Origin of the sequence: Azospirillum sp. B2RO_4, from assembly GCF_051124815.1 — a bacterium.
Classification (GTDB): domain Bacteria; phylum Pseudomonadota; class Alphaproteobacteria; order Azospirillales; family Azospirillaceae; genus Azospirillum.
On sequence record NZ_CP118491.1, the window covers coordinates 49,474 to 70,100 of the forward strand.

The window sequence follows — 20,627 nt, forward strand, 5'->3', positions numbered from 1 at the left end:
GCCCGGTGCCCCAGCCCGGTGCCCCAGCCCGGTGAAAGCCGCTCCCTTCATGCAGATCCATGCCGGCTTCCCTTTTCCGTTCGCGGCCGATGCCCGAACGCCGTCCGTCCGGCCTCCTTGCGACGGCCGGATCGAGGAGGTCGCGTCGGGGGCGGTGCAGGGCTGGGTCGCCGGGATCGACGGTCCTCCGCCGGAGGTGGAACTGCTGGTCGACGGCGTGCCGCACCTGCGCGGACCGGCCGACCGGCCGCGCCCGGACCTGCCCTGGCCGGCACGCGGCTTCGCCGCCCCCTTGCCGGAACCGCTGCTCGACGGCCGCCCCCATCGGCTGGACCTGCGCATCGCCGGCGGTGCTTTCCTGCAGGGCGGCCCGGTGGAGCTGGAGGGGTTGTGCCCGTGCGACGGGGCGGTGCTGCGGGTGGCCGGCGGGCGCGTCTTCGGCCGGGTGCGGCCGACATCGCGTGCCGGCGACCCGCCTTCCCTGGAGGTGTGGGACGACGGGGTGTTCCTCCTTCGCTTCGCGGTCGCCGATCACCCGGCGCCGGCGGAGGAGGGCGGGGGCCTGGACGGGGGGCATGCCTTCGTCCTGCCGCTGCCGCCGCGCTGTTTCGACGGCGCCAACCACGAGCTGCGCATCCGCGACGCTTTGGGCCGCGACCTCGCCGGCAGCCCCTTCGGCTATCAGGCCCGGCCGCCCGATCATGGCGACTGGGGCGCCCAGGGGCCGATGCTGGAGCGGGCCGGCCTGCTCGGCCATCTGGAGACGGTGGAGGGGCGGCAGATCACCGGCTGGGCGCTCGACGCCTTCGCGCCCGGCCGGCCGGTCGAGCTGGAGCTGTGCGAGGGCGAGGCCGTCGCCGGCCGCATCATCGCCAACCGGCTGCGCCCGCCGCCCTTCGGTGGCGACGGGTCCGGGGACGCCATCCCCTGCGGCTTCGCCGCGGAGGCGCCGGAGTCCTGGCTCGACGGGCGCCCCCGGCGGGTGACGCTCCGCTTCGCCGGCACCGACATCCCCCTGCGCGGCCTGCCGCCGACCCTGACCTTCCGGCCGCCGTCGGGCAGCGCCGCCCGGATCGGCCGCCAAACCATGGACGGGCAGGGTGGCGAGACCGTTCCGTCCGACTTGCCCGCCCGGCTGGAGGCGCTGCAACTCGCCCTGGCGGAGCGTGACCGCCAGATATCCTCCCTGTCCGCCGACCTTGCGGCGGCCCTGTCCGGGGCTGCAGCGCCGCCACCGCCGGGCAAAGGTGCGCCATTGGGGGCCCCCCGGCGGGTGGTGTGGTGTGCGCCGCCGGATGCCCGGACCCGGCCGGCGCTGGACGACGTGCTGGCGATGCTGTCGCGGATCGCCCGCGACATCCCGGTCGAGCTTCAGCGGATGCCGGTCGATCCCCCCAGCCTGCCGCTTCCCTGCGATCTGGCGCTGGTCCCGGCCGTGGACGGTGGAAGCGCCGGGAGCGGCTTGGCGCGTCCGGCCGTCCTGGCGGCCCTGTCGCGCGGAATTCCGGTGCTGGCGGCGGCCGACCCCGGCCTGCCGGCCAGCCTGCGCGATCTGGTCGTCCGCGATTGGGAGCGCGAGACCCGCCGGCATCTGGCCGCGGCGGCGGCCCGCGGCGGCGAAAGCCGGATCAGGGACACTCGGCTTGCCGTTCCTACCGGGCAACAGGCCCCGGTGCGGCTGCTGGTCCTGATCGACCTGCCGGAGGAGGTCGACCTGCTGGAGCCGGTGGTCGCCGCCGCGGCCCGCCGGGCAGGAAAAGGGGCGGGTGCGGTGGCGCTGACCGTCGTGCTGACCGACCATGCCGCCACCCGCTCCACCCGCGCCCGCACCATGCTGGCCCGCCACGGCGCCGCCTGGACGGTGGCCGAGCGGTCGGCCCTGCTGGCCGGGCGGGCGCCCGACCTGTCGGCCGCCGACGCCGTGCTGGTCGGCGCCGAATCCGACCATCCTTCCCACTGCGTGCCGCATGCGCTGCTCGGCCGCGCATCGGCGCTGGGCATCCCCTGCTTCGCGGTCCAGCATGGTCTGGAGAGCATCGGGCTGACCTATTTCGACGAGGTGCACGACGCCGGCGTCCGGCTGGGCGGCGACCTTATCTTCACCTGGTTCCCGGTGGCGGCGGCCCCGGCGGAGATGGCGGCAGAGGTGCGGCGGCGGCTGTGTCCGGTGGGATCGCTGCGCGAGCCGACGCTCGTCCGCCCGGCCCTGCCGGCGTCGGTGACCGCCGACGGGCGTCCTCTGGTCGGCGTCTTCGAGAACCTGCACTGGCACCGCTACGACGACCGTTTCCGCGCCGGCTTCGTCGAGGCGCTGCAGAAGGCCGCGGCGGCACGCCCGGCCCTACGCTTCCTGGTGAAGCCGCATCATTCGGCCCGCTGGCTGGGGCAGACGCCGGTCGGCACGCTGCCGGCCAACGTCATCCTCGCCGATCCCGCCGATCCGGTCTGGGAGCCCTTCACCGCGCCGGCCCTGCTGCCGGCCCTGGCGGCGGTGATCACCACCCCGTCCACCGTCGCCCATGACGCGGCGCGGGCGGCGCGCCCGGTGGCGGTGGCCGGCGGCGACCTTGCCCTGCCGGTGCTGGCGCCGCTGCCCATCCTGCGCCGTCCGTCCGACTGGCTGGCCTTCCTCGACGGCGTGCTGGAGGATGGCGGTGCCGCGGCGCTCGCCGACGGGCAGCTGTTCCTCGACCGCCATATGGTCCCCGGCCCGGCGGGAGAGCGTATCCTCGACCATATTTGCGACCGGGTGCAGTCCACCCCCAAGGTCCCCGCATGAGCGACATTCTCTACGCCTTCTGGGATTTCCACGCCGGCACCCCGCCGCTGGACCTGCCGCTGTTCCTGGCCGCGGCCGAGCACGCGCGCCGGCAGGGCGGGCACGAGCGCTGCCATGTGGTGCTGTGCGACCGCAGCGCCGGGGAAACCGGCGGCGATCCGCCCTGGGACGAGGAGGCCGAGTGGCGGCTGTGGAACGAGGTCATCCCGACCCTGTGGCTGCTGCCGTCGGGGCAGTGCTTCTCCCTGTGCCGCGACGCCGGGGAGGTGACGGAGCTGGCCGACCTGGCCGGCGCCGACGCATTTCCGATCCCTTATGGCGGGCCGGACCTGTCGGTCTTCCATCCGGCCCGCACCGGCCTGCCCCAGGCGCGGGACCTTGCGGAGGCCCCCCTGCGCGCCACCCTGCAGGCGCGCGACTATGTGCGGCAATGGCTGGAGCGGCGGAACGATGGGCGCATGGTGGTGACGCTGTCGCCGGCCGCGATGGCGGGTGGGGACGCGGCGGACGGCCGGGCAAGGGAGTGGGCCGCCTTCGCCGCCCGGCTGGACCGCGACCGCATCCTGCCGGTCCTGCTGCCGGCCGCCGCCGACGCCCACCGCCCGCCCGGAGCGGTCTGGGAAACGGTGCCGCTCTATGCCGAGGCGGCCTGGAACGCCGAACTGCGGCTGGCGCTCTACGAGATGAGCGACCTGCTGCTGGTGGAGGACCCCTTCGGCGCCGGCCTCGCCCTGTTCGGGGCGGAGACGCGCTGCGCCGCCTTCGGCGACACGGCGGACCGGCTGGCCGCCCTGTTCCCGGAGGCGTGCGCGGCGGAGGCGGCCCGCCGGCCGTTCCCCGGTCCCTGCGATGCCGGGGCGCTCGCCGCCGCCTATGAGCGGATGGCCGGGACGCTCGCCCTGCCGCCGCTGCGGCCGTGAAGCCCATGAGCGTCATCCCGAGCGCCGAACGGAGCGGCGTGCTGCTGGCCTTCTACGATCTGGCCGTGGCGCCGGCCACCTTCGACGTCGTGCTGTTCCTGGTGCTGGCGGAGGCGGCGCGTCGGCGCCGGGGGCTGGCGCGGCTGCATCTGGTGATCGTCCCCGGCCCCAACCAGGGCTTCCGCGCCGGTGGGAACCCCTTCTCGGCGGCGCAGTCGGTGTGGCGGTTGTCCCAGGTGCTGGCCGCCGCCGCCCGCCTGCTGCCCGGCCGGCCGGGCGTGTCGGTGGCCTCCGGCCGCGACGAGGCGGTGCGGCGCCTGACCGCGCATCGGGCCCGTCAGGGAACACACGCCGTCTTCCCGCAAGACTACGACCCCGCCGCGCCCTATCCGAGCCACCATTTCCCCTTCGTCGCGGCCGCCCACCGCGAGGGGGCGGATGTCCGCCCGCTGGTGGCGTCCGCCGCCGCCCGTGGCTGGATGCGCCGCTGGCTCGACGGGGAGGCGGGGGCCGCCGGCCGGCCGGTGGTGACGCTGGCCCTGCGCGAAGCCGCCGTCATGCCGGAACGCAACAGCCGCCTGCCCGACTGGGCCGCCTTCGCCCGCCGGTTGAGCCGCGACGGCTTCCTGCCGGTGGTGCTGCGCGACGCCGACACCGCGGCCCGGCCGCTGCCGCCGCACTGGGGCGACGCCGTCGCCTGCCCGGCCGCCGTGCGCAGCCTGGAGCTGCGGATGGCGCTCTACGAGCTGAGTGCCGCGGTGATGCAGGTCAACAACGGCCCGGCCGCGCTCGCCCATCACAGCGCCGGCGTCGCCTACGCCACCGTGAAGATGCTGGCCGACAGCCCGGTCACCACCGACCGCTACATGCGGCGGGTGGCCCAGCCGCCGGGCGCCTCCTACGCCTTCGCCGGGCCGCGGCAGCGGCTGGTCTGGGCCGAGGACGACCTGCCGGCCCTGATCGCCGCCTTCGACGCGCTGCTGGCTCCCGAGACGCAGCCCGCCCCAACTCCCGACGAGGCGGACACCGCGCCGGATGGCCTGCTGCGGCTGGCCGGGCGCCTCCACCGGCAGGGCGACGCCGTGGCGGCGGTGGAGGACTGCGCGCGGCTGGTCCGGCTCCTGCCGCCGGACAGCGTTCGACTGGCGGCGGCGCATCACGGCCATGGGCTGGCGCTCGCCGCGCTGGGCGACGGCTGGGCGGCCTTGCAGGCTTTCGAAAAGGCTCATGCGATCGCGCCCAGCGACCGGCGGCATGCGCGGGCGGGCGCCCGGCTGGCGCTGGAACTGGCGATGCTCGCCCTCGACCAGGACAGCCTCGCGGCGGGCTGCGACCTCTGCGTCCGTGCGGCGGCGCTGGATGCCGGGGAACGGCGCTTCGCCGGCCCGCTCGCCCGCACCGCGCTGGAGCTGGCCCGCCGCCTGCTGAAGGCCGATGCGCTGGAGGAGGCGGAGCGGACGGCCTCTATCGTCCTGTCCCTGTCGCCATCCAGCGAGCCGGCCCGCCGCATCGCCGCCGCGGTGCAGGAGGCGCGGGCCGCAGCCCAGGGCCGCGGGGCGGAGGCGGTGGCCCGCCGGCTGGCGGCCTACCGTCTGCGGCGGGATTCGGCGCTGCACCGGCGCCGGGCGGCGGAAGCGCTGACCGCCCTATCCGTCCCGGCGCTCGGCCGGCCGGCCGCCTGGGACCTGCTGGCCGGCAACGGCATCGTCGACGCGGCGGTCGCCATCCTGGAATCGGGGGACAACCGGGTCGACATCGTCCCCGCCGCCCTCGCCCTGCTGCATGTCGGCCCCTGGTGGCCGCAGTCGCTGGCCGCGGCGGCGGAGGGGCGGCGGACCGATCTGGCCCGCATCCTGGAACACCCGATCGGCCATGCCGAGCCGCATGGCCGGCTGCTGCGCGCGGTGCTGGCCGCCCGCCGCATCGACGAAGCCGGCTTCGCCCCCTGGTTCGAGGCGGTGCGCGGCTGCCTGCGCCACCTGTCGGCCGCTCCGGCCGCTGCGGTGCCGTCCGCGTTGCTGACCCTGCTCGCCGCCCTCGCCTGGCAATCCTTCTGGCGCGACTATCCCCCGCCGGCCGATGCGGCCGAACGCGGGGCGCTGCCGGTGCTGGAGGCGCAGGCTGGCCGGTCGCTCAAGGATTTGCTGGTCTTCGCCCTCTATGGCTGGCCGGGGCGGGTGTCCGGCGCCGGCGCCCTTCTGTCCGGTGGCGGGCATCCGTTCTTCCGCCGCCTGTCGCGCGCGGTGATCGGCCACCGGCCCGAACCGGGGCCGCCGGATGACGGCGAAGCGGGAGGCGCGCATGCGGACTGAGGAAGAGATGGATGCCCCTTCCAGCGCCTTGGCCGACACTCTGTCCGACGGTTTGGCCGGCGCATTCGAGGGCTGTGACGGCATGGTCGTCTATGGCTGGGCGCAGGATCCGCGCCGTCCGGCGCTGCGCATCGCGCTGGACATCCTGGCCGATGGACGGCGGGTGGAGCGGATCGTCGCCGACCGGCCCCGGCCGGAACTGGCGGCGGCCGGCCATGGCGACGGCCAGTGCGGCTTCTTCGCCGTGCTGCCGGCGGCCCTGTGCGACGGCCGTTCCCACCGGATCGAGGTGGTGGAGGCGGAAAGCGGCCGTCCCCTGCCGGGAAGCCCCCACGGCGTCGCCGTGCCGCCGTCCGGCCTCGCCGCGACCGCCGCCCTGCTGGAGGAACGCCGCCGCCTGCATCACCGGCTGATGGTGAACAGCCAGGAGCTGCTGAACGCCGGCCGGGGCGGGCAGGGCAACGGCTGCATGGCCTTCGATCCGGCGCTGGGCGAGACCTACCGCCGCCTTCTGGCCGGCTGGCCCGGCCTCGGGCCGGAGGAGGAGCGGTGAGCAGTCACAATCCGACCGATCCTTTGCCCGATACCCTGACGGTCATCCTCGACCTGGCGGTGATGCCGCTGACCTTCGACGTCGCCTATGCCGTGGCCAACGGCGAGGTGGAGCGGCGGCGGCGCGGCTACCGCCGCCTGTCGGTCCTTGTCGTGCCGCCCTTCGACGAAAGCCGCCGCGCCGCCGCCCATCCCTATCCGCTCGACCACCAGCGGTGGCGGGTGCGGCAGATCATCCTGCCGGTGGCCTCGCTGGCGGCGGCAGGGGGCGGGGTGACCGGTGGCGGGGTGGTCGTCTGCCGGACGCGGGAGGAGGCGCGGGCGCTGGTCGCGGCGCGCGCCCCCCACCTGTTTCCGCCCGCCTACGACATCGACCACCCGCGCGAGATCTACTGGTTCTCCCACCTGATGGCGCGGGCGGAGGACGGGCTGGACGTCCGCGTGCTGGAAGCGCCGGAGGCCGCCCGCCGCCGGGCGCGCCGCTGGCTGGACGAGCGCGCCGGGGGGCGCCGCGTGGTGACCATCACCCTGCGCGAGACCGCCTACAGCGACGTGCGCAACAGCCGGCTGGAGGATTGGGCCGCCTTCGCCGCCGGGCTGGATCCGGAACGCTATCTGCCGGTGGTCCTGCGCGACATGGCGCGGGCGCACGAGCCGCTGCCGGGCGACTGGGGGGCGGCGGTGTCCTGGCCGGAGCCGGTGTGGAACGTTCCGCTGCGCACGGCGCTCTACGAGCTGGCCTGGTTCAACCTGCTGGTCAACAACGGCCCGGCGGCGCTCGCCTATCTCAACCCGCATGCGCCCTGCGCCGTCCTGAAGATGCTGGCCGACGTCAACGAGGCGCGGGCGCAGCACCAGCGGCGCCTCGGCGTCGAGCCCTACGGGCAGTATCCCTTCTCGGCCCCGACCCAGCGGCTGGTCTGGGAAGACGACGAGCTTCCCGCCATCCGCCGCGCCTTCGACGCCTTCGTCCGCCTCGCCGAAGGGGAGGCGCCCCCTTCCGTCGAGGCGGACGGGGCGGTGGGCTTCGCCGACCGCATGCGGCGCAGCGCCCTGGAATGGCAGAGCGCCGGCAACCTGCACGAGGCGGAGCTGGACCTGCGGCGGCTGCTGGACGACCGGCCGGAGGATGCCGCCGCCCTGGCCCATCTGGGTGCGATCCTGCGCCTGCGCGACCGGCACGGCCACTCAGGGTCAGCCCCCGATGCGGCTCTGGAGCCGGCGATGCGGGCCGCTCTGCTGGCGCCCGGCGACGGTGACGTCCGCCGCCTTGCCGTCGCCATCGCCCTGGACGCGGCCGGTCGGCGGCTCGACCGGCTGGCGGCGCCGGACCTGTCCGGGGCTCCGGATCGCGACCTTGCGGCGGCTGAGGATGCGGCCCGGCGCGCCCGGCGGCTGGTCCCCCGCTGGACGGCGCCGCGGCGCCGGCTGGCCGCCGTGCTGGAGGCCCGCGCCGGACTTCTGCGGCACCGCGATCCGGAGCGCGAGGGAGACGAGATCCACCGTCTCCTGACGGAGGCGTCGGCCCTGGTGCCCGACGACCTCGCCGTCAGGGCGCAGCTCGCCGCCAGCCATGCCGTCCAGGCCTGCCGCCACGCCGCCGCCGGCAGGGGAGCGGAGGCGTGGCGTCATGCCCTCGCCGCCCTGCGCCTCGACCCCGAGGACCCGGCGGTGCAGCAGGCGGTGGCGCTGAACCTCACTGATCCTGCCCTGGCCGATCCCACCCTGGCCGATCCGGACGGTCTTCCCGCGTTGGACGGGGAGGTGCTGCACCGGCTGGCCGCCTTCGCCGATGCATGGTTCACCGCGCCCGGCCCCGACCGTGCCGCGGTGGTGCCGGGGCTTGCCGCCATCCTGCGCCGCGTTCTGCCGCAGGGGGTGGCCTTGGACTTTCCATCCGCCGCCGCCCCTCCGGGCGCGCTCGCCCTGGCAGAGCTGCTGCTTTGCGAAGCCCGGCTGACCGCCGCGACGCTGGAGGCCCTGCTGCCGCGTCTGCTGGAGCGCCGGGCCGCCCTGCTGCGGCAGGTGCCGCCTGCCCTTTCCGACAGCGACGAACGGCTGCTGGCCGCCGTCGCCTGTCAGGCCGAACGCCACGCCTACGGCTGGCCGGCCGCCCCGGCCGAACGGGCGGAGGCCGCGCGGCTGGCCGGAACCTTGGCCCTCACCGGGGACGGCATGCTTCCGGTTGCGGCGCTCGTCGTGGCACTGTATCAGCCCTTGCCCGATGCCGTCCTGCGGCGGGCCGGCCCCGCCCCGTCGGGGTGGGAGGACGGCGATCCACGCCTCAGGCTGCTAGGCCGCGCCGCCGGCTTCTGACCGCCGCCCCACCATATTCATCCGGATGACCGAGCCATGAGCGAGATCGATTACCAGGGCAGGCTGGAGTTCATCACCACGGGCAAGATCTATGGCTGGCTGGTCAACAAGACCCGGCCGGAGATGGAATGCCTGGTCGATCTCTACGTCAACGGCTGGTTCATGGGCACCCATCCCTGCAACGAGTATCACGAGGCGCTCGCCTCGTTGCCGGGGCACAAGGGGTTCGGCGTCTTCAACATCCCGCTGCCGCAGGACATGCTGGGGATGGAGGACTGCGTCGTCGACGTCCGCATCCACGGCACCGCGACCTCCGTCCCCAATTCCCCCATCGTCACCAGCCTGCACCGGGCGGTCATCGACACCGCCCTGTCCGGCATGACGCCGGACCGCAAGACGCTGTGCCGGACGGCGCTCGCCGAGACCCTCAACCTGACCAAGCGCGCCCGCAACCGGCTGGAGGACCCGCGCCTGACCCGCCCCGCCCCCGGTTACGAGGAGGCGGAGCTGACCATCGGCGCCTTTCTGGCGCACCAGCTGCACCGGCTGGACGCGGCGCGGGACTTCCACCTGCGCAGCGCCGCCGACCTGCTGCGGTTCCTGGTGCGGCATGCCGACCGCTTCAATCTGGCCGACCATGCCTGGTGCCCGCTGCCGGCCGACGTCGCCGCCTTCCTGGCGTCGGGGGAGGAGGATGCCGCCGGCCTGTTCCGCTCGCGCCTGCTGACCGAATACAAGGAGCAGGTCCTGGGCACCGCCGGCCGGCCGACCGGCGCGGCGGAGCTGTGCAGGCTGGTCCACTGGATGTTCGGCGAGGCACGCCTGCCCAAGGCGGCGTTCGCCGCCGAGCATGCCGATTACCTGAACGGGCCGGCCGGCCTGACGGTGGAGGGCGGCGGGACGGTCGGGCACGGGCTGCTCTCCCGCTTCTATGCCGAGATGCATGCGATGGACGAGGCGCTGGGCGGCAAGCTGGCGCTGCGCGACGACAAGGCGCTGTTCGTCATCCTGCTCAGCATCAGCCTGTGGCTGGTCCGCTGGAACCTGGACGACCTGTTCCTGCCGCCGGCGGTGCGCGCGCTGTTCGACCGCCGGATCCACCATGCCGGGCGGGAGTGGAGCGGGCTCGGCTATTTCTTCTCCTTCCTGGACGTGCCAGACGCGGAAGGCCTGACGCTGGATGGCCTGTGCCGCCGGCAGGAGGCCGCGGCCGTTACCCACGATGCCGGGCAGGGTGCCCAGGGTGGCCGAGCCGTCCCGAAGGGCGGGGTCAATCTGTTCGGCTATTTCGACGGCAGCACCGGCATCAGCCGCAACGCCCTGTTCTCGCGCGAGATCCTGGCGGGGGCCGGCGTGCCGGTGACGATGCCGCCGCTGGTCCTGCCGCAGCATCACGCCACCGAAGCCCTGCATCCGGTGAACCTGATCCATTTCGGCATCATCGGCACCCCCGGCGACATGGTGAACCATGGGATGGAGCGCTTCGCCGGCGCCTACAACATCGGCTTCTTCCTGTGGGAGACCAGCCTGCCGCCGCGCTCCAGCCTGCTGACGCTGGATCTGATGGACGAGATCTGGACCCTGTCGGACTTCTGCGCCCAGGGGCTGGCCCACCATTTCCACGGCCCCATCCATGTCGTGCCGAACTGCGTCGACGAGCAGGCCGCCGCCCCAACGGCGAACGGAGCGGCGAACGGAGCGGCGAACGGAGCGGTGGACGGGATGGCGGATGGCGCCGGCTGGCGCGGCGAACGGCCCTTCACCTTCTATTTCTGCTTCGATGCCCGCAGCTGGTACACGCGCAAGAACCCGCTGGCGGCGGCGCGGGCCTTCCAGCTGGCCTTTCCGGCCGGCGACCCGTCCTGCGGCGATGTCCGGCTGCTGCTGCGCATCCGCTACCGCGCCAGTTCGCGCAGCGTCGCCGACACCGCCCACCGGCTGCAGCTCGACCGGCTGGCCCGGCTCGACCCGCGCATCGTCATCCGCGACCAGGACCTGCCCTATGCCCAGTCCCTGGCGGAGATGCGCAACTGCGACTGCTACGTCTCGCTGCACCGGGCGGAGGGGTTCGGCTACACGATGGCGGAAGCGATGATGATGGGGAAGCCGGTCATCGCCTCGCGCTATTCGGCGAACCTCGACTACATGACCGACCGGACCGGCTTCCTGGTCGACGGGCGGGAGCGCTTCATCGAGCCCGACGAGTATATCGACGTCACCCCCGGCGCCGCCTGGTTCGAGCCGGACGTCGCCGCGGCGGCGGAAGCGATGCGCCGCGTCCGTTTCGACGAGGCCGAAGCCCGCCGCCGCGCCGCGGCGGGGCAGGAGCATGTCCGCCGCACGCTGAACCGCAAGGCGGTCCAGGACCTCTACGTCGCCCGCCTGAACGCCGCCCACACGGCTGCCCGCAAGCGGGGCTGAGGGGCGGCGGTCCCGCTTACTGCCCGGCCGGCAGCATGAAGCCCTGGGGCGGCCGGCCGGTGCTGTGCAGGGACCACATGACCTGATAGGCGCGCTCCAGGTTGCGGGTGAAGCGGCGGCTGTCGAACAGCGGCGCCGTCATCCGCCCATCCTCCAGCCGCTTGCGGAAGCCGGCCCGGCGGGCGGGATCGCCGGCGAGCGCCACCGCCAGATCCTCGTACTCCGTCAGCGAGCAGGTGATGGTGTCGGGCAGTCCCGCCGCATTCAGCAGGCTCGCCGCCACCCGCGAGGCGAAGGTCCCGCCCAGGCAGGTCACCACCGGGCAGCCGGCCCACAGCGCGTCGCTGGTGGTGGTGTGGCCGGTATAGGGCAGGGTGTCCAGCGCCAGGTCGGCGACGCGGTAGCGGGCGATGTGGTCGGCCAGCGGGCGGGGCGGGGCGAAGACCAACCGCGCCGGGTCGATGCCCTGGGCCTGCGCCCGGGCCTTCAGGTTGCCGGCCGCCAGCGGGTTGGCCTCGAACAGCCACAGAACCGATCCCGGCACGCGCTTCAGGATGCGCATCCACAGGGCGAACATGGCCGGGCTGATCTTGTAGGCGGTGTTGAAGGCGGCGAAGACGACGCCGTCCTCCGGCAGGCCGCAATCCGCCCGCGACGGCACCTGCTCCGGCAGCGGGCGGTGGCGGTCGTTGATCTGGTAGGCGTCGGGCAGGATCGCCAGCCGCTCGGCATAGAAGGGCTGGTGCTCCGGCGGGGTGACGAAGCGGTCGCCGATCACATAGTCCATGTGCGGGCAGCCGATGGTGCCGGGATAGCCCAGGTAACTGACCTCGACCGGCGCCAGCCGGCGCGACAGCAGGTCGAGCCGGGTCTGCTTCGTGTAGCCCTTCAGGTCGATCATGATGTCGACGCCATCGTCGGCCATGCAGCGGGCGACGGCGTCGAGCGGCACGCTGCGGATGTCGCGGAAGCGGTCGAAGGCCTTCACCAGCCGCCGGCGCATCGCGCTGCCGTCGTCGGGGCCATAGGAATAGGCCAGCACCTCGAAGCGGTCGCGGTCATGCAGCTCGAACAGCTCGGCGGCCAGGAAGGCGGTGGCATGTTCGTGGAAGTCGGCGGAGACATAGGCGATGCGCAGCCGTCCGCCGTCCGCCGGAACCCGCGCCTGCAAGGGCGTTGCGGCGGCGCGCTTGACCACCCGGTCGAAGAACAGGCGGGCGGAGCGGTCCTGCTGGGCAGGGGTGGTGTCGATCGACAGGGTGGCCAGCGGGATGACGATGCCGCCGTCCTGGTCGATGATCTCCGTCACCCGTGCGCAGAGCCGGTCGTAATCGTCCCAGTCGCACAGCGTCTGCATCAGGTACAGGTGGTAGCACAGCGCCTCGGTCTTGGCCGGCGACAGCGCCACCGCGCGGGTGTAGGCGGTCTTCGCCTGACCCAGCCGCCCCAGTTCGCGCAGGGTATGGGCATAGCCCAGCATCGCCTCGGCATGGCCGGGATCGGCGACCAGCGCCCGGCGCAACGCGCGTTCCGCCTCCGCCACCCGATGGGCCTCGCGCAGGGCGACGCCGAGATTGGCGGCGGCGAGCGCGTCGACGGGCCGCAGCCGCAGCGCGCGGGCGAAGTCGGTCGCCGCCCCGTTGCGGTCGCCCAGCGTCAGCCGGGCGGAACCGCGGTTGACATAGGCTTCCGGCGTGGTGGGCGACAGCTGGACGCAACGGTCGTGCGCCGCCAACGCCTCGGCCATGCGGCCCAGCGACTGCAGCACGGTGCCGAGATTGCCGTGGCTGTCGGCCAGATCAGGCCGCATGGCGATCGACTGGCGCAGGATCTCCTCCGCCTCCTGTGGGCGGTTCTGCATCATCACCGCCACGCCCAGCAGCTGGGCGACCTCGCCCATGCCGGGGGCCGCCTGCAGGATGGCCCGGCACAGCCCCTCGGCCTCCGCCATCCGGCCGGCGCGGAAATGCTCCAGCGCCAGCCGCACCGCCTCGTTCAGCGTCATCGCGCGGTCCTCCCCGCGGACTTTGCGGCGGACTTTGCGGCAACCTCCGCCGACACGTCCGCCGTCACCCGGGCCATCACCTCGGCCCAGTCGTTGGACCTCGCCTGACGGAACAGGCGCATGGTCGGATACCAGGGGCTGTCGAGCCGGTCGCGCATCCAGCGCCAGTCGGCGAACCATTTGAGCACCACCCAGGTCGGCTTTCCCATGGCGCCGGCAAGGTGGCAGACCGAGGTGTCGCAGGTGATGACCAGATCCAGGTTGGCCATCACCGCGGCGGTGTCGAGGAAGGCGTCCGGCCCGGCGTCGAAATCGGCACCCAGCTCCGTCACCGCCACCCGGTCGCGCAGCCGCTCCAGATGGTCCAGGCCCGACACCTTCTGCAGGCTGTAGAGCCGGACGCCGGGCAGCCGGCCCATCGCTTCGAAGCATTCCAGCGGGATCGACTTGCCGGTCTCGTTGCCGTGCCAGTTGATGCCGACGCGCAAGGCCGGGCGCCCGCCGCCCTCCAGCCGGTCCAGCCGGTCCGCCCAGCGGGCCGCCAGCTCCGGTTCGGCCCGGATATAGGGCACGCCGCCGGGGACGTTGTCCGGCGTGGTGCCCAGCCGGTGCATCAGGCTCATCAGCGAGATGTAATAGTCGTAGGCCGGCAGCGGCTCGCCGAAGGCGAACAGGCCGTCCAGGTCGGGGGCGGTCGACAGCACCCGCTTCAGCGCCGGCTGGCATTCGTAGAGCACCCGCGCGCCCATCCGCTTCAGCACGCCGGCATAGCGGATGTACTGGAAGGAATCGCCCAGCCCCTGTTCGAAATGGACCAGCAGGGTCTTGCCCTCCAGCGGCTGGCCCTGCCACAGGACGCCCGGCATGTTGCGCTTGCGCCAGACCGGCTGTTCCAGCCGGCCCTCGTAGGCGACGGTGCCGTTGGGATAGTCGCCTGCCATCAGCAGGCAGGTGCCGAGATTCTTGCGGTATTCCGGCTTGCCGACATCGATGGCGAGCGCGCGCCGGTAGTTCAGCGCCGCATCAGGCGGATGGCCGAGGCTGAGGCTGACCGCACCCAGGTTGTTGTAGTTGACCGCCACGTCCGGCTCGACGCTCAGCGCCAGCCGATAGACGGCGCGTGCCTTTTCCCCGTCGCCGGTGAACATGAACAGGTTGCCGAGCGTCAGCAGCGCGCCCGGATAGTCCGGCTTCAACCGCGCCAGTTCGCGGAAGGCGACCAGGGCATGGTCGAGGTTGCGCTGGTCGAGCAGGATGCCGCCCAGCGCGTTCAACGCGTCCGGATAGGCGGGGCGCAGGCGCAGCGCCTGGCGCAGCGGCTCCATCGCCTCGACCGGTCGGCCGGCGGCGCGCAGCGACAGGCCGAGGTTGCCGTGCAGGTTGGCGATGTCGGGACGCTCATCGGCCAGCCGGCGGAAGGTCTGGGCCGCCTCGTCGAAGCGGCCGGCCTGGAACAGGACGGCGCCGCCGTTGAAGGCCTCGATGAAGGCCGGTGAGAACTCGGAAATGGCAACCCCCAACGCTTCGCCCGACTGCCTGCAGCACGGATGGATCCGCCGCATGGAACCGCGGCTTCTTACCCCAAGAGCCCGGTTGGCGGCAATAAAGGGCTGCCCTGTTCAGTCTCCGCAGGACTATTCCCGCGGCTTGCGGCCGATCGCCGCCCAGGAGATCTCGTTGACCCAGGCAAGCCGCACGTCTTCCAGCCCGGCCTGCTTCATCAACGCCTCCACCTCGTCGCGGCGCCAGTAGTTGGCGATCTTCGGCAGCATCTGGTCGAAGACGATGGAGCGCAGATGCGCGAAATCGAAGCGGCGGATCAGGCGGAAATATTCCAGCCGGTCCAACCCCAGCCGCAGGGCCAGCCACAGGATCGCGGTCGGCGGCAGGGACAGCGCATGCACCAGCCCGATCGGCAGGCGGCTGAACAGCGCCTTGCGCAGCGGGTCGGCGAAGCGGACGATCCAGCCGTTGTTCTCGCGGCCATAGACCCAGATCATCACCCGGCCACCCGGCTTCACCGCGCGCACCATGTTGGCGAGCGCCGTTTCCGGATGGGCCAGATGGTGGATGACGCCGATGGAGAAGGCGAGATCGAAGCGTTCGACCTCGTTCAGCTCATAGGCGCTCTGGCGGCGCACCTCCATCGCCGGATGCGGCGCCAGCGTCGCGCGGGCGGAGGCCAGGCTGCGCTCGTCGATGTCGATGGCCAGCCCGCCGGCCGCACCGTAGCTCATCGGCCAGTGGCTGTTGCGCCCCATGCCGCAGCCGACGTCGACGAAGGTCAGACCGCGCCAGTCCTCCGGCGCCATGAAGGGCGTCCAGCGGCGGAACTGCTCCTGATAGATGTCCTTCAGCTCGGCATAGCGGCCCCATTCATAGCCGAAGCGGTCGGCCGACCCGCTGTGCACCGCGGACGCGGTGTCGGGGGCGGGGGAAGAGGGCGGCGCTTCGCTCATCGCGGCGGTCCGGTGTGGTGATGGGGAAGGAAGGCGCTATCGGTAGAAGCCGGAGGGCGGGCTTGTCAAGGAAGGGCAATGGGAGCAGGCCGGCGGACGGGTGCCGGACAGGCCGGTTCCTCCCGCCGCCGCGGGCGGCTACCATGCGGTCCCTTGCCTCGAGACGAAGCGTTCCCCGTCCCCATGCCCGACATGCCCCCCGACAGGTTCCTCGACAAGCCCGGCCTGCCCATCCTGTTCGTCCATATCGGCCACAAGGGCGTGCTCGACATCGCGCTGCGGCAGGCGGCGCTTGCCTCGCCCGACAGTCCGGTGATCCTGCTGACCGACGAGATCCGCGACCTGCCTTTTCCGGTGCATCAGGCCGACATCCGCCTCTACACCGGTTCCTACGGCCGTTTCGGCGCGGTGTACGAGCATCTCTCGGTGAATGGCGAGGGGTACGAGGCGATGTGCTACGGGCGCTGGTTCTTCGTGCATGAATTCGCCGTCCGCCACGGCCTCGGCCGCTTCTGCGTGTTCGACAGCGACATCATGCTCTACCGCCCGGCGGAACATTTCGCCGCACCCTTCGCCGGCCGTATCGCCGGCAACTGGAGCTGGGCCAACTGCTTCGAGGGGCCGGAGGCGCTGGGATACCTGTGCGACCGCTTCGTCGGGATCTTTGCCGACAAGCCGCGGTTGCACGCCCTGGCCGACCGCTTCCGCATCGATGGCAAGCCGCATGTCAGCGACATGCATCTGCTGATGGAGATCGCCGCCGGAGACTCCCGCTTCCTGGAGCAGGGCGGCCTGATCGACCAGGGCTTCGACCACAACATCCGCGATGGCAACCGCCGCTTCGCGATGCGCGACGGGCTGAAGGACGTCCGCTTCGGCCTTGACGGCATCCCGGTCTGCGCCCGCACCGACGGCGGCCCGCAGGTCCCCTTCACCTTCCTGCATTTCCAGGGACCGGCGAAGGAGCGGATGGGCGAGTTTGCCTGGCCGGTTGCGGGGATGGCTGCCTACGAAGGTTGAAAGGGCGGAGGCGGGCTTTGGCAAAAAACACGTTATGTTGACAAAAATTGCCAACTTTCCCAACATATCAGTGACACGCTGGAGAATGTCCATGCCCACCATGAACGTCAGCCTTCCCGAAACCCTTGCCAGTTTCGTCGAGCGTCAGGTCGCCGGCGGCGGATATGCGTCGCAAAGCGAAGTCGTCAGGGATGCGTTGCGTCTGCTTCATCGGGAAAAGGCCGCGGAACAGGAAAAGCTGGAGATGCTTCGGCGGGCGGTCATGGTCGGTTTCGACGATTGGAGGGAGGGCCGCCTGGACGACCGGCCCATAGACGACATCCTCGACGTGATCGACCTGTGAGGGCGCTTGTGGCCTATCGTGTAACCGACGCGGCAAAGCAGGATTTCAGGACGGTGTTGAGGGAAACGCTGGAGCGGTTCGGAACGCACCAGCGCGAAGCCTACAAGCGCCTGATCGCGAAGGCGGTGACAATGGTCGCCGAGGATCCCGGCCGTGGTGGCTCCCGGGACCGGGGAACCGTCGTTCCGGGGCTTCGGGCCTTCCATCTCGAAACGGCAGCGGGCCGGCGGGGTGCCGCCTCCCATTTCCTGTATTATGCCGTCGAACGTCCATCGGATGGATCGACCAGGGTCGTCATCCTGCGGTTGCTGCATGAAAGCATGGAGCTGGCCCGCCATTTGGCCGACCCCCCTGATCCCGCCGCAGGTTTCGCCGCAGAGGCGGATCAGCCGCTTTCCGTTCAGCCGTCCGACCGCCGCTGATCGCACCAGCGCCGCCACATCAGCCGGTAGGCGGTTTCCAGGTTGCGCATGAAGCGCGCCTCGTCGCACAGCGCCGATGCCCGTACCCGCTCGCGCATGCCCATGCGCAGCCGCATCAGGCGGGTGAGGTCGCCGGCCAGTTCCGCCGCGATGGCGGCGTAGCGGTCGGGCGTGGCGGCGACCAGCTCGGGCAGGCCGATGGCGGTCATCAGGCTGGCGCCGACGCGGGCGGCATGGCGCCCGCCCGCCAGCGTCACCAGCGGCGCCCCCATCCACAGCGTGTCGCAGGTGGTGATGGTGCCGTTGTAGGGGTGCGGGTCCAGCGCGATGTCGATGCGGTTGTAGGCGGCCAGATGCCCGGCGGCGTCCTTGATGAAGCCGACGAGGTCGAGCCGGGCCGGGTCGATGCCGGCGGCGGCGAAGCGCGCCCGCAGCCCGGCGGCGGTGCCGGAATCGGACAGCGGCCGGTCCTTCAGCAGCAGGCGGGAGTCCGGCACGCGGCGCAGTACCTCGGCCCACAGCGCCACGGTGCCGTCGGTGATCTTCGACAGCTTGTTGAAGGACCCGAAGGTGACGGCCCCGGTCGCACCGGCCGGCAGCGGCACCACCGGCGGGGCGGCAGCTGGCGGGCGGAAGCACAGGAAGGGGGCGGGCAGCCGGACCAGCGTTTCCACCGCATGGCCGTCGGTGGGGCCGATCGGGTCGCTGACCGGATCGACGATGCGGTAATCGACCGAGGCCATGCCGGTGCCGTTGGGATAGCCCAGCCACGTCACCTGCACCGGCGCCGGGCGCAGCGCCAGCATCGGCAGCCGGTTCAGCCCGGAATGGCCGGCGAGATCGACGAGGATGTCGATGCCGTCGGCGCGGATCTGCGCCGCCAGCCCCTCGTCGTCCAGATGGCCGACATTGCGCCAGCCGTCGGCCTGCGCCCTGAAGCGGGCGGTGTAGGCGTCGGCGTGGCTGTCCGGCAGGATCGAATAGCAGACGATGTCGAACCGGCCGCGGTCGGCCGCCTCGAACAGGGGCGTCAGGAAATAGGCGCCCAGATGCTCGCGGAATTCGACCGACAGGTAACCGATGCGCAGCCGCTTTTCCGGATCGGGACGGTTGGCGTGCGGAACGGCGGGCTTGCGGGCGCCGCCGATGCCGTCACCGAACCGCTCGTCGAAGCGCCGGTGTTCGGCCAGCAGGCGCTCGCCGGGCAGGTCGAGGTAGTTCAGGCACAGCAGCCGCTGGCTGGCGACGCGCGGGTCGTCGGACATCAGCGCCTCGGCCCGGTCGAAGACGGCGGCGGCCTCGACCGCCTCGCCGCGCATCTGGCGGACCACGCCCAGATTGAACCACAGCCCGGCGCCCTGCCGCGGCTCCAGCCGGATCGCCCGGGTCCAGCAGCGCACGGCCTCCTCCAGCCGGTCGCCGCCGAAGGCCTCGCTGCCCAGTCCGACCCAGGGCTTGTCGTAATCCGGCCGCAGCACCAGGGCGGTGCGCAGTGCCGCCGCGGCAGCCGCCGGGCGCTTCAGTTCGGACAGGATGACGCCCAGGTTGTTCCACAGGTCGGCGGCCGTGCCGTCCTGGGCCAGCAGGTCGCGGTAGAGGCCCACGGCCTCCTCCAGCCGCCCGGCGCCGAAGGCCTCCAGCGCGCGGCGCTTCAGCGTATCCAGGGTGGCCAGGGTAGACGGGTCCATGGACGCGTTCAGGCCAGCCGGGCTTCGACCTGCTCGCACAGGTAATGGTAGAGGCAGATGTGGACCTGCTGGATCAGCGGGGTGGAGCGCGACGGCACGTCGAGCAGGATGTCGCTCAAGTCCGCCATCTTGCCGCCGCCCTCGCCGGTCATGGCGATGGTGGTCATGCCCAGCCGCCTGGCCACCTCGAAGGCGGCGATGACGTTGCGCGAGTTGCCGCTGGTGGAGATGCCCAGCAGGACGCCGCCCGGCTCGCCATAGGCCTCGGTCTGGCGGGCGAAGACGCTGTCATAGGAGTAGTCGTTGCTCCAGGCGGTCAGGACGGCCGCGTTGGAGCTGAGGCAGATCGCCTTCAGCCCGCGGCGCTCCTTCAGGAAGCGGCCGACCAGCTCGCCGGTGATGTGCTGGGCGTCCGACGCCGAGCCGCCGTTGCCGCAGACCAGCAGCGCCTTGTTGGCGCCGAGCGCGGCCGTGACCGCCGCGACCGCCGCCTCGACCCGGGCGGGGTCCAGGCTGTCCATGGTGCGCCGCAGGACGTCGATGGCGGCGGTGAGGCAGCCGTGCAGCGAGGGGGCGGAGGTGTCCTGGGTAGCCATGGGCGGAATACCTTTGCGTGACCGATGGTGCGCGGCGACGGCGGAGGAGGCGGCGGAGGAGGCGGTGGGGACGGAGAGACAAGGCACGTGTTGTATGCAGCGGGCAGTGCATCCTATGGATCGCGGGGGCCTGTCAACTGCCAGCCGCGCAATGACGGCTTTCCCATACCGCGCGGAAAGCTTATTTTCGGCTCCGTGTCCCGGAAGCGGGGCGGATGCCAAGGGTGGCCAATGACGACGCGGACGGTCCGGCTGGGCCCCCTCAGCGTGAAGATGTACTGTGCGATCGGCATGATCGCCGTGTCCTGGGCCCAGCTCGAGGACATGGTATCGCTGTGCATCTCCCGGCTGCTCGGCGCCGATCACACCGAATTCCTGCCCATCGCCTCCAACATGCAGGTCAAGGCCCGTTTCGACGCGCTGAAGGCCATCGCCGGCCTGCGCCTTCCCCCGGACGAGGCCAAGGCCCTGGTCGCCCGCTGCGACGAGGCGCTGGAACTGGGGCGCGAGCGCAACAAGATCCTGCACGGCTCCTGGATCCAGGGCGAGACCGACGACGTCGCGATCCGCCTGAACTACCGCGCCCACGGCCGCATTTCGGCCGACGCCCCGGTCATCTCCGCCCGCGAGATCGCCGAGATCAGCGACCGCATCACCATGCTGACCGAAGGCTTCGCCCAGACCCTGCAGCGTCTCGGCCTGTTCGACCCCAGGAACCCGATGCGCAACCCGGCGCGCGGGGCGGTCCCCGAAGCGGCCAAGCCGCCGGAAACGGCGGACTGAGGCGCCGCACC

At 72.3% G+C, this 20,627-nt stretch carries 15 protein-coding genes; 10 read left to right on the plus strand and 5 right to left on the minus strand.

Annotated elements, in window-relative coordinates:
* Positions 1-31: 31 nt before the first annotated feature.
* The 6 genes from PWS46_RS28635 to PWS46_RS28660 are packed head-to-tail and all read left to right on the plus strand — an operon-like array spanning position 32 to position 11,300.
* Positions 32-2,779, plus strand: a complete 2,748-nt coding sequence (locus PWS46_RS28635; RefSeq protein WP_434625502.1) for a hypothetical protein — start codon at positions 32-34, stop codon at positions 2,777-2,779.
* Positions 2,776-3,699 carry a hypothetical protein gene (locus tag PWS46_RS28640; protein ID WP_434625504.1) on the plus strand — a complete coding sequence of 308 codons (924 nt, stop codon included), beginning with the start codon at positions 2,776-2,778 and terminating at the stop codon, positions 3,697-3,699. Before PWS46_RS28635 ends, PWS46_RS28640 begins: the two co-directional genes overlap by 4 nt.
* 5 nt (positions 3,700-3,704) lie before the next feature.
* Positions 3,705-6,011, plus strand: a complete 2,307-nt coding sequence (locus PWS46_RS28645) for a hypothetical protein (RefSeq protein ID WP_434625506.1) — start codon at positions 3,705-3,707, stop codon at positions 6,009-6,011.
* Positions 6,001-6,564 carry a hypothetical protein gene (locus PWS46_RS28650; protein WP_434625508.1) on the plus strand — a complete coding sequence of 188 codons (564 nt, stop codon included), beginning with the start codon at positions 6,001-6,003 and terminating at the stop codon, positions 6,562-6,564. The genes PWS46_RS28645 and PWS46_RS28650 overlap by 11 nt, the downstream gene beginning before the upstream one ends.
* On the plus strand, positions 6,561-8,879 hold the full coding sequence (locus PWS46_RS28655; RefSeq protein ID WP_434625510.1) for a hypothetical protein: 2,319 nt from the start codon (positions 6,561-6,563) through the stop codon (positions 8,877-8,879). Before PWS46_RS28650 ends, PWS46_RS28655 begins: the two co-directional genes overlap by 4 nt.
* A gap of 36 nt (positions 8,880-8,915) precedes the next feature.
* A complete protein-coding gene (locus tag PWS46_RS28660; RefSeq protein ID WP_434625512.1) occupies positions 8,916-11,300 on the plus strand; it encodes a glycosyltransferase in 2,385 nt (794 codons plus the stop codon).
* Between the two features lie 16 nt (positions 11,301-11,316).
* On the opposite strand, the gene PWS46_RS28665 is transcribed toward PWS46_RS28660, so the two are convergent.
* From PWS46_RS28665 to PWS46_RS28675, 3 genes are all read right to left on the minus strand, one after another.
* On the minus strand, positions 11,317-13,305 hold the full coding sequence (locus PWS46_RS28665; protein WP_434625514.1) for a tetratricopeptide repeat protein: 1,989 nt from the start codon (positions 13,303-13,305) through the stop codon (positions 11,317-11,319).
* A complete protein-coding gene (locus tag PWS46_RS28670; RefSeq protein ID WP_434625516.1) occupies positions 13,302-14,867 on the minus strand; it encodes a tetratricopeptide repeat protein in 1,566 nt (521 codons plus the stop codon). Before PWS46_RS28670 ends, PWS46_RS28665 begins: the two co-directional genes overlap by 4 nt.
* Positions 14,868-14,939: 72 nt before the next feature.
* On the minus strand, positions 14,940-15,764 hold the full coding sequence (locus PWS46_RS28675; RefSeq protein WP_434625518.1) for a class I SAM-dependent methyltransferase: 825 nt from the start codon (positions 15,762-15,764) through the stop codon (positions 14,940-14,942).
* A 183-nt stretch (positions 15,765-15,947) separates the two neighbouring features.
* Here PWS46_RS28675 and PWS46_RS28680 point away from each other — a divergent pair, with 183 nt between their 5' ends.
* The 3 genes from PWS46_RS28680 (at position 15,948) to PWS46_RS28690 (ending at position 17,549) form a co-directional block, all read left to right on the plus strand.
* Positions 15,948-16,784 carry a hypothetical protein gene (locus tag PWS46_RS28680; RefSeq protein WP_434625520.1) on the plus strand — a complete coding sequence of 279 codons (837 nt, stop codon included), beginning with the start codon at positions 15,948-15,950 and terminating at the stop codon, positions 16,782-16,784.
* 91 nt (positions 16,785-16,875) lie between these two features.
* The gene (locus PWS46_RS28685) at positions 16,876-17,127 is read left to right on the plus strand and encodes a type II toxin-antitoxin system ParD family antitoxin (protein ID WP_434625522.1); all 252 of its coding nucleotides are present in this window, start codon (positions 16,876-16,878) and stop codon (positions 17,125-17,127) included.
* A gap of 8 nt (positions 17,128-17,135) precedes the next feature.
* The gene (locus tag PWS46_RS28690; RefSeq protein ID WP_434625524.1) at positions 17,136-17,549 is read left to right on the plus strand and encodes a type II toxin-antitoxin system RelE/ParE family toxin; all 414 of its coding nucleotides are present in this window, start codon (positions 17,136-17,138) and stop codon (positions 17,547-17,549) included.
* Here PWS46_RS28690 and PWS46_RS28695 read toward each other — a convergent pair.
* Entirely contained in the window at positions 17,528-19,237 is a 1,710-nt protein-coding gene (locus PWS46_RS28695; RefSeq protein WP_434625526.1) for a tetratricopeptide repeat protein, read from the minus strand. The genes PWS46_RS28690 and PWS46_RS28695 overlap by 22 nt on opposite strands.
* 8 nt (positions 19,238-19,245) lie before the next feature.
* On the minus strand, positions 19,246-19,833 hold the full coding sequence (locus PWS46_RS28700) for a D-sedoheptulose-7-phosphate isomerase (RefSeq protein WP_434625528.1): 588 nt from the start codon (positions 19,831-19,833) through the stop codon (positions 19,246-19,248).
* A gap of 231 nt (positions 19,834-20,064) precedes the next feature.
* Between PWS46_RS28700 and PWS46_RS28705 the strand changes: the two genes are divergently transcribed.
* Entirely contained in the window at positions 20,065-20,616 is a 552-nt protein-coding gene (locus PWS46_RS28705) for a hypothetical protein (protein WP_434625530.1), read from the plus strand.
* Positions 20,617-20,627 lie beyond the last annotated feature (11 nt).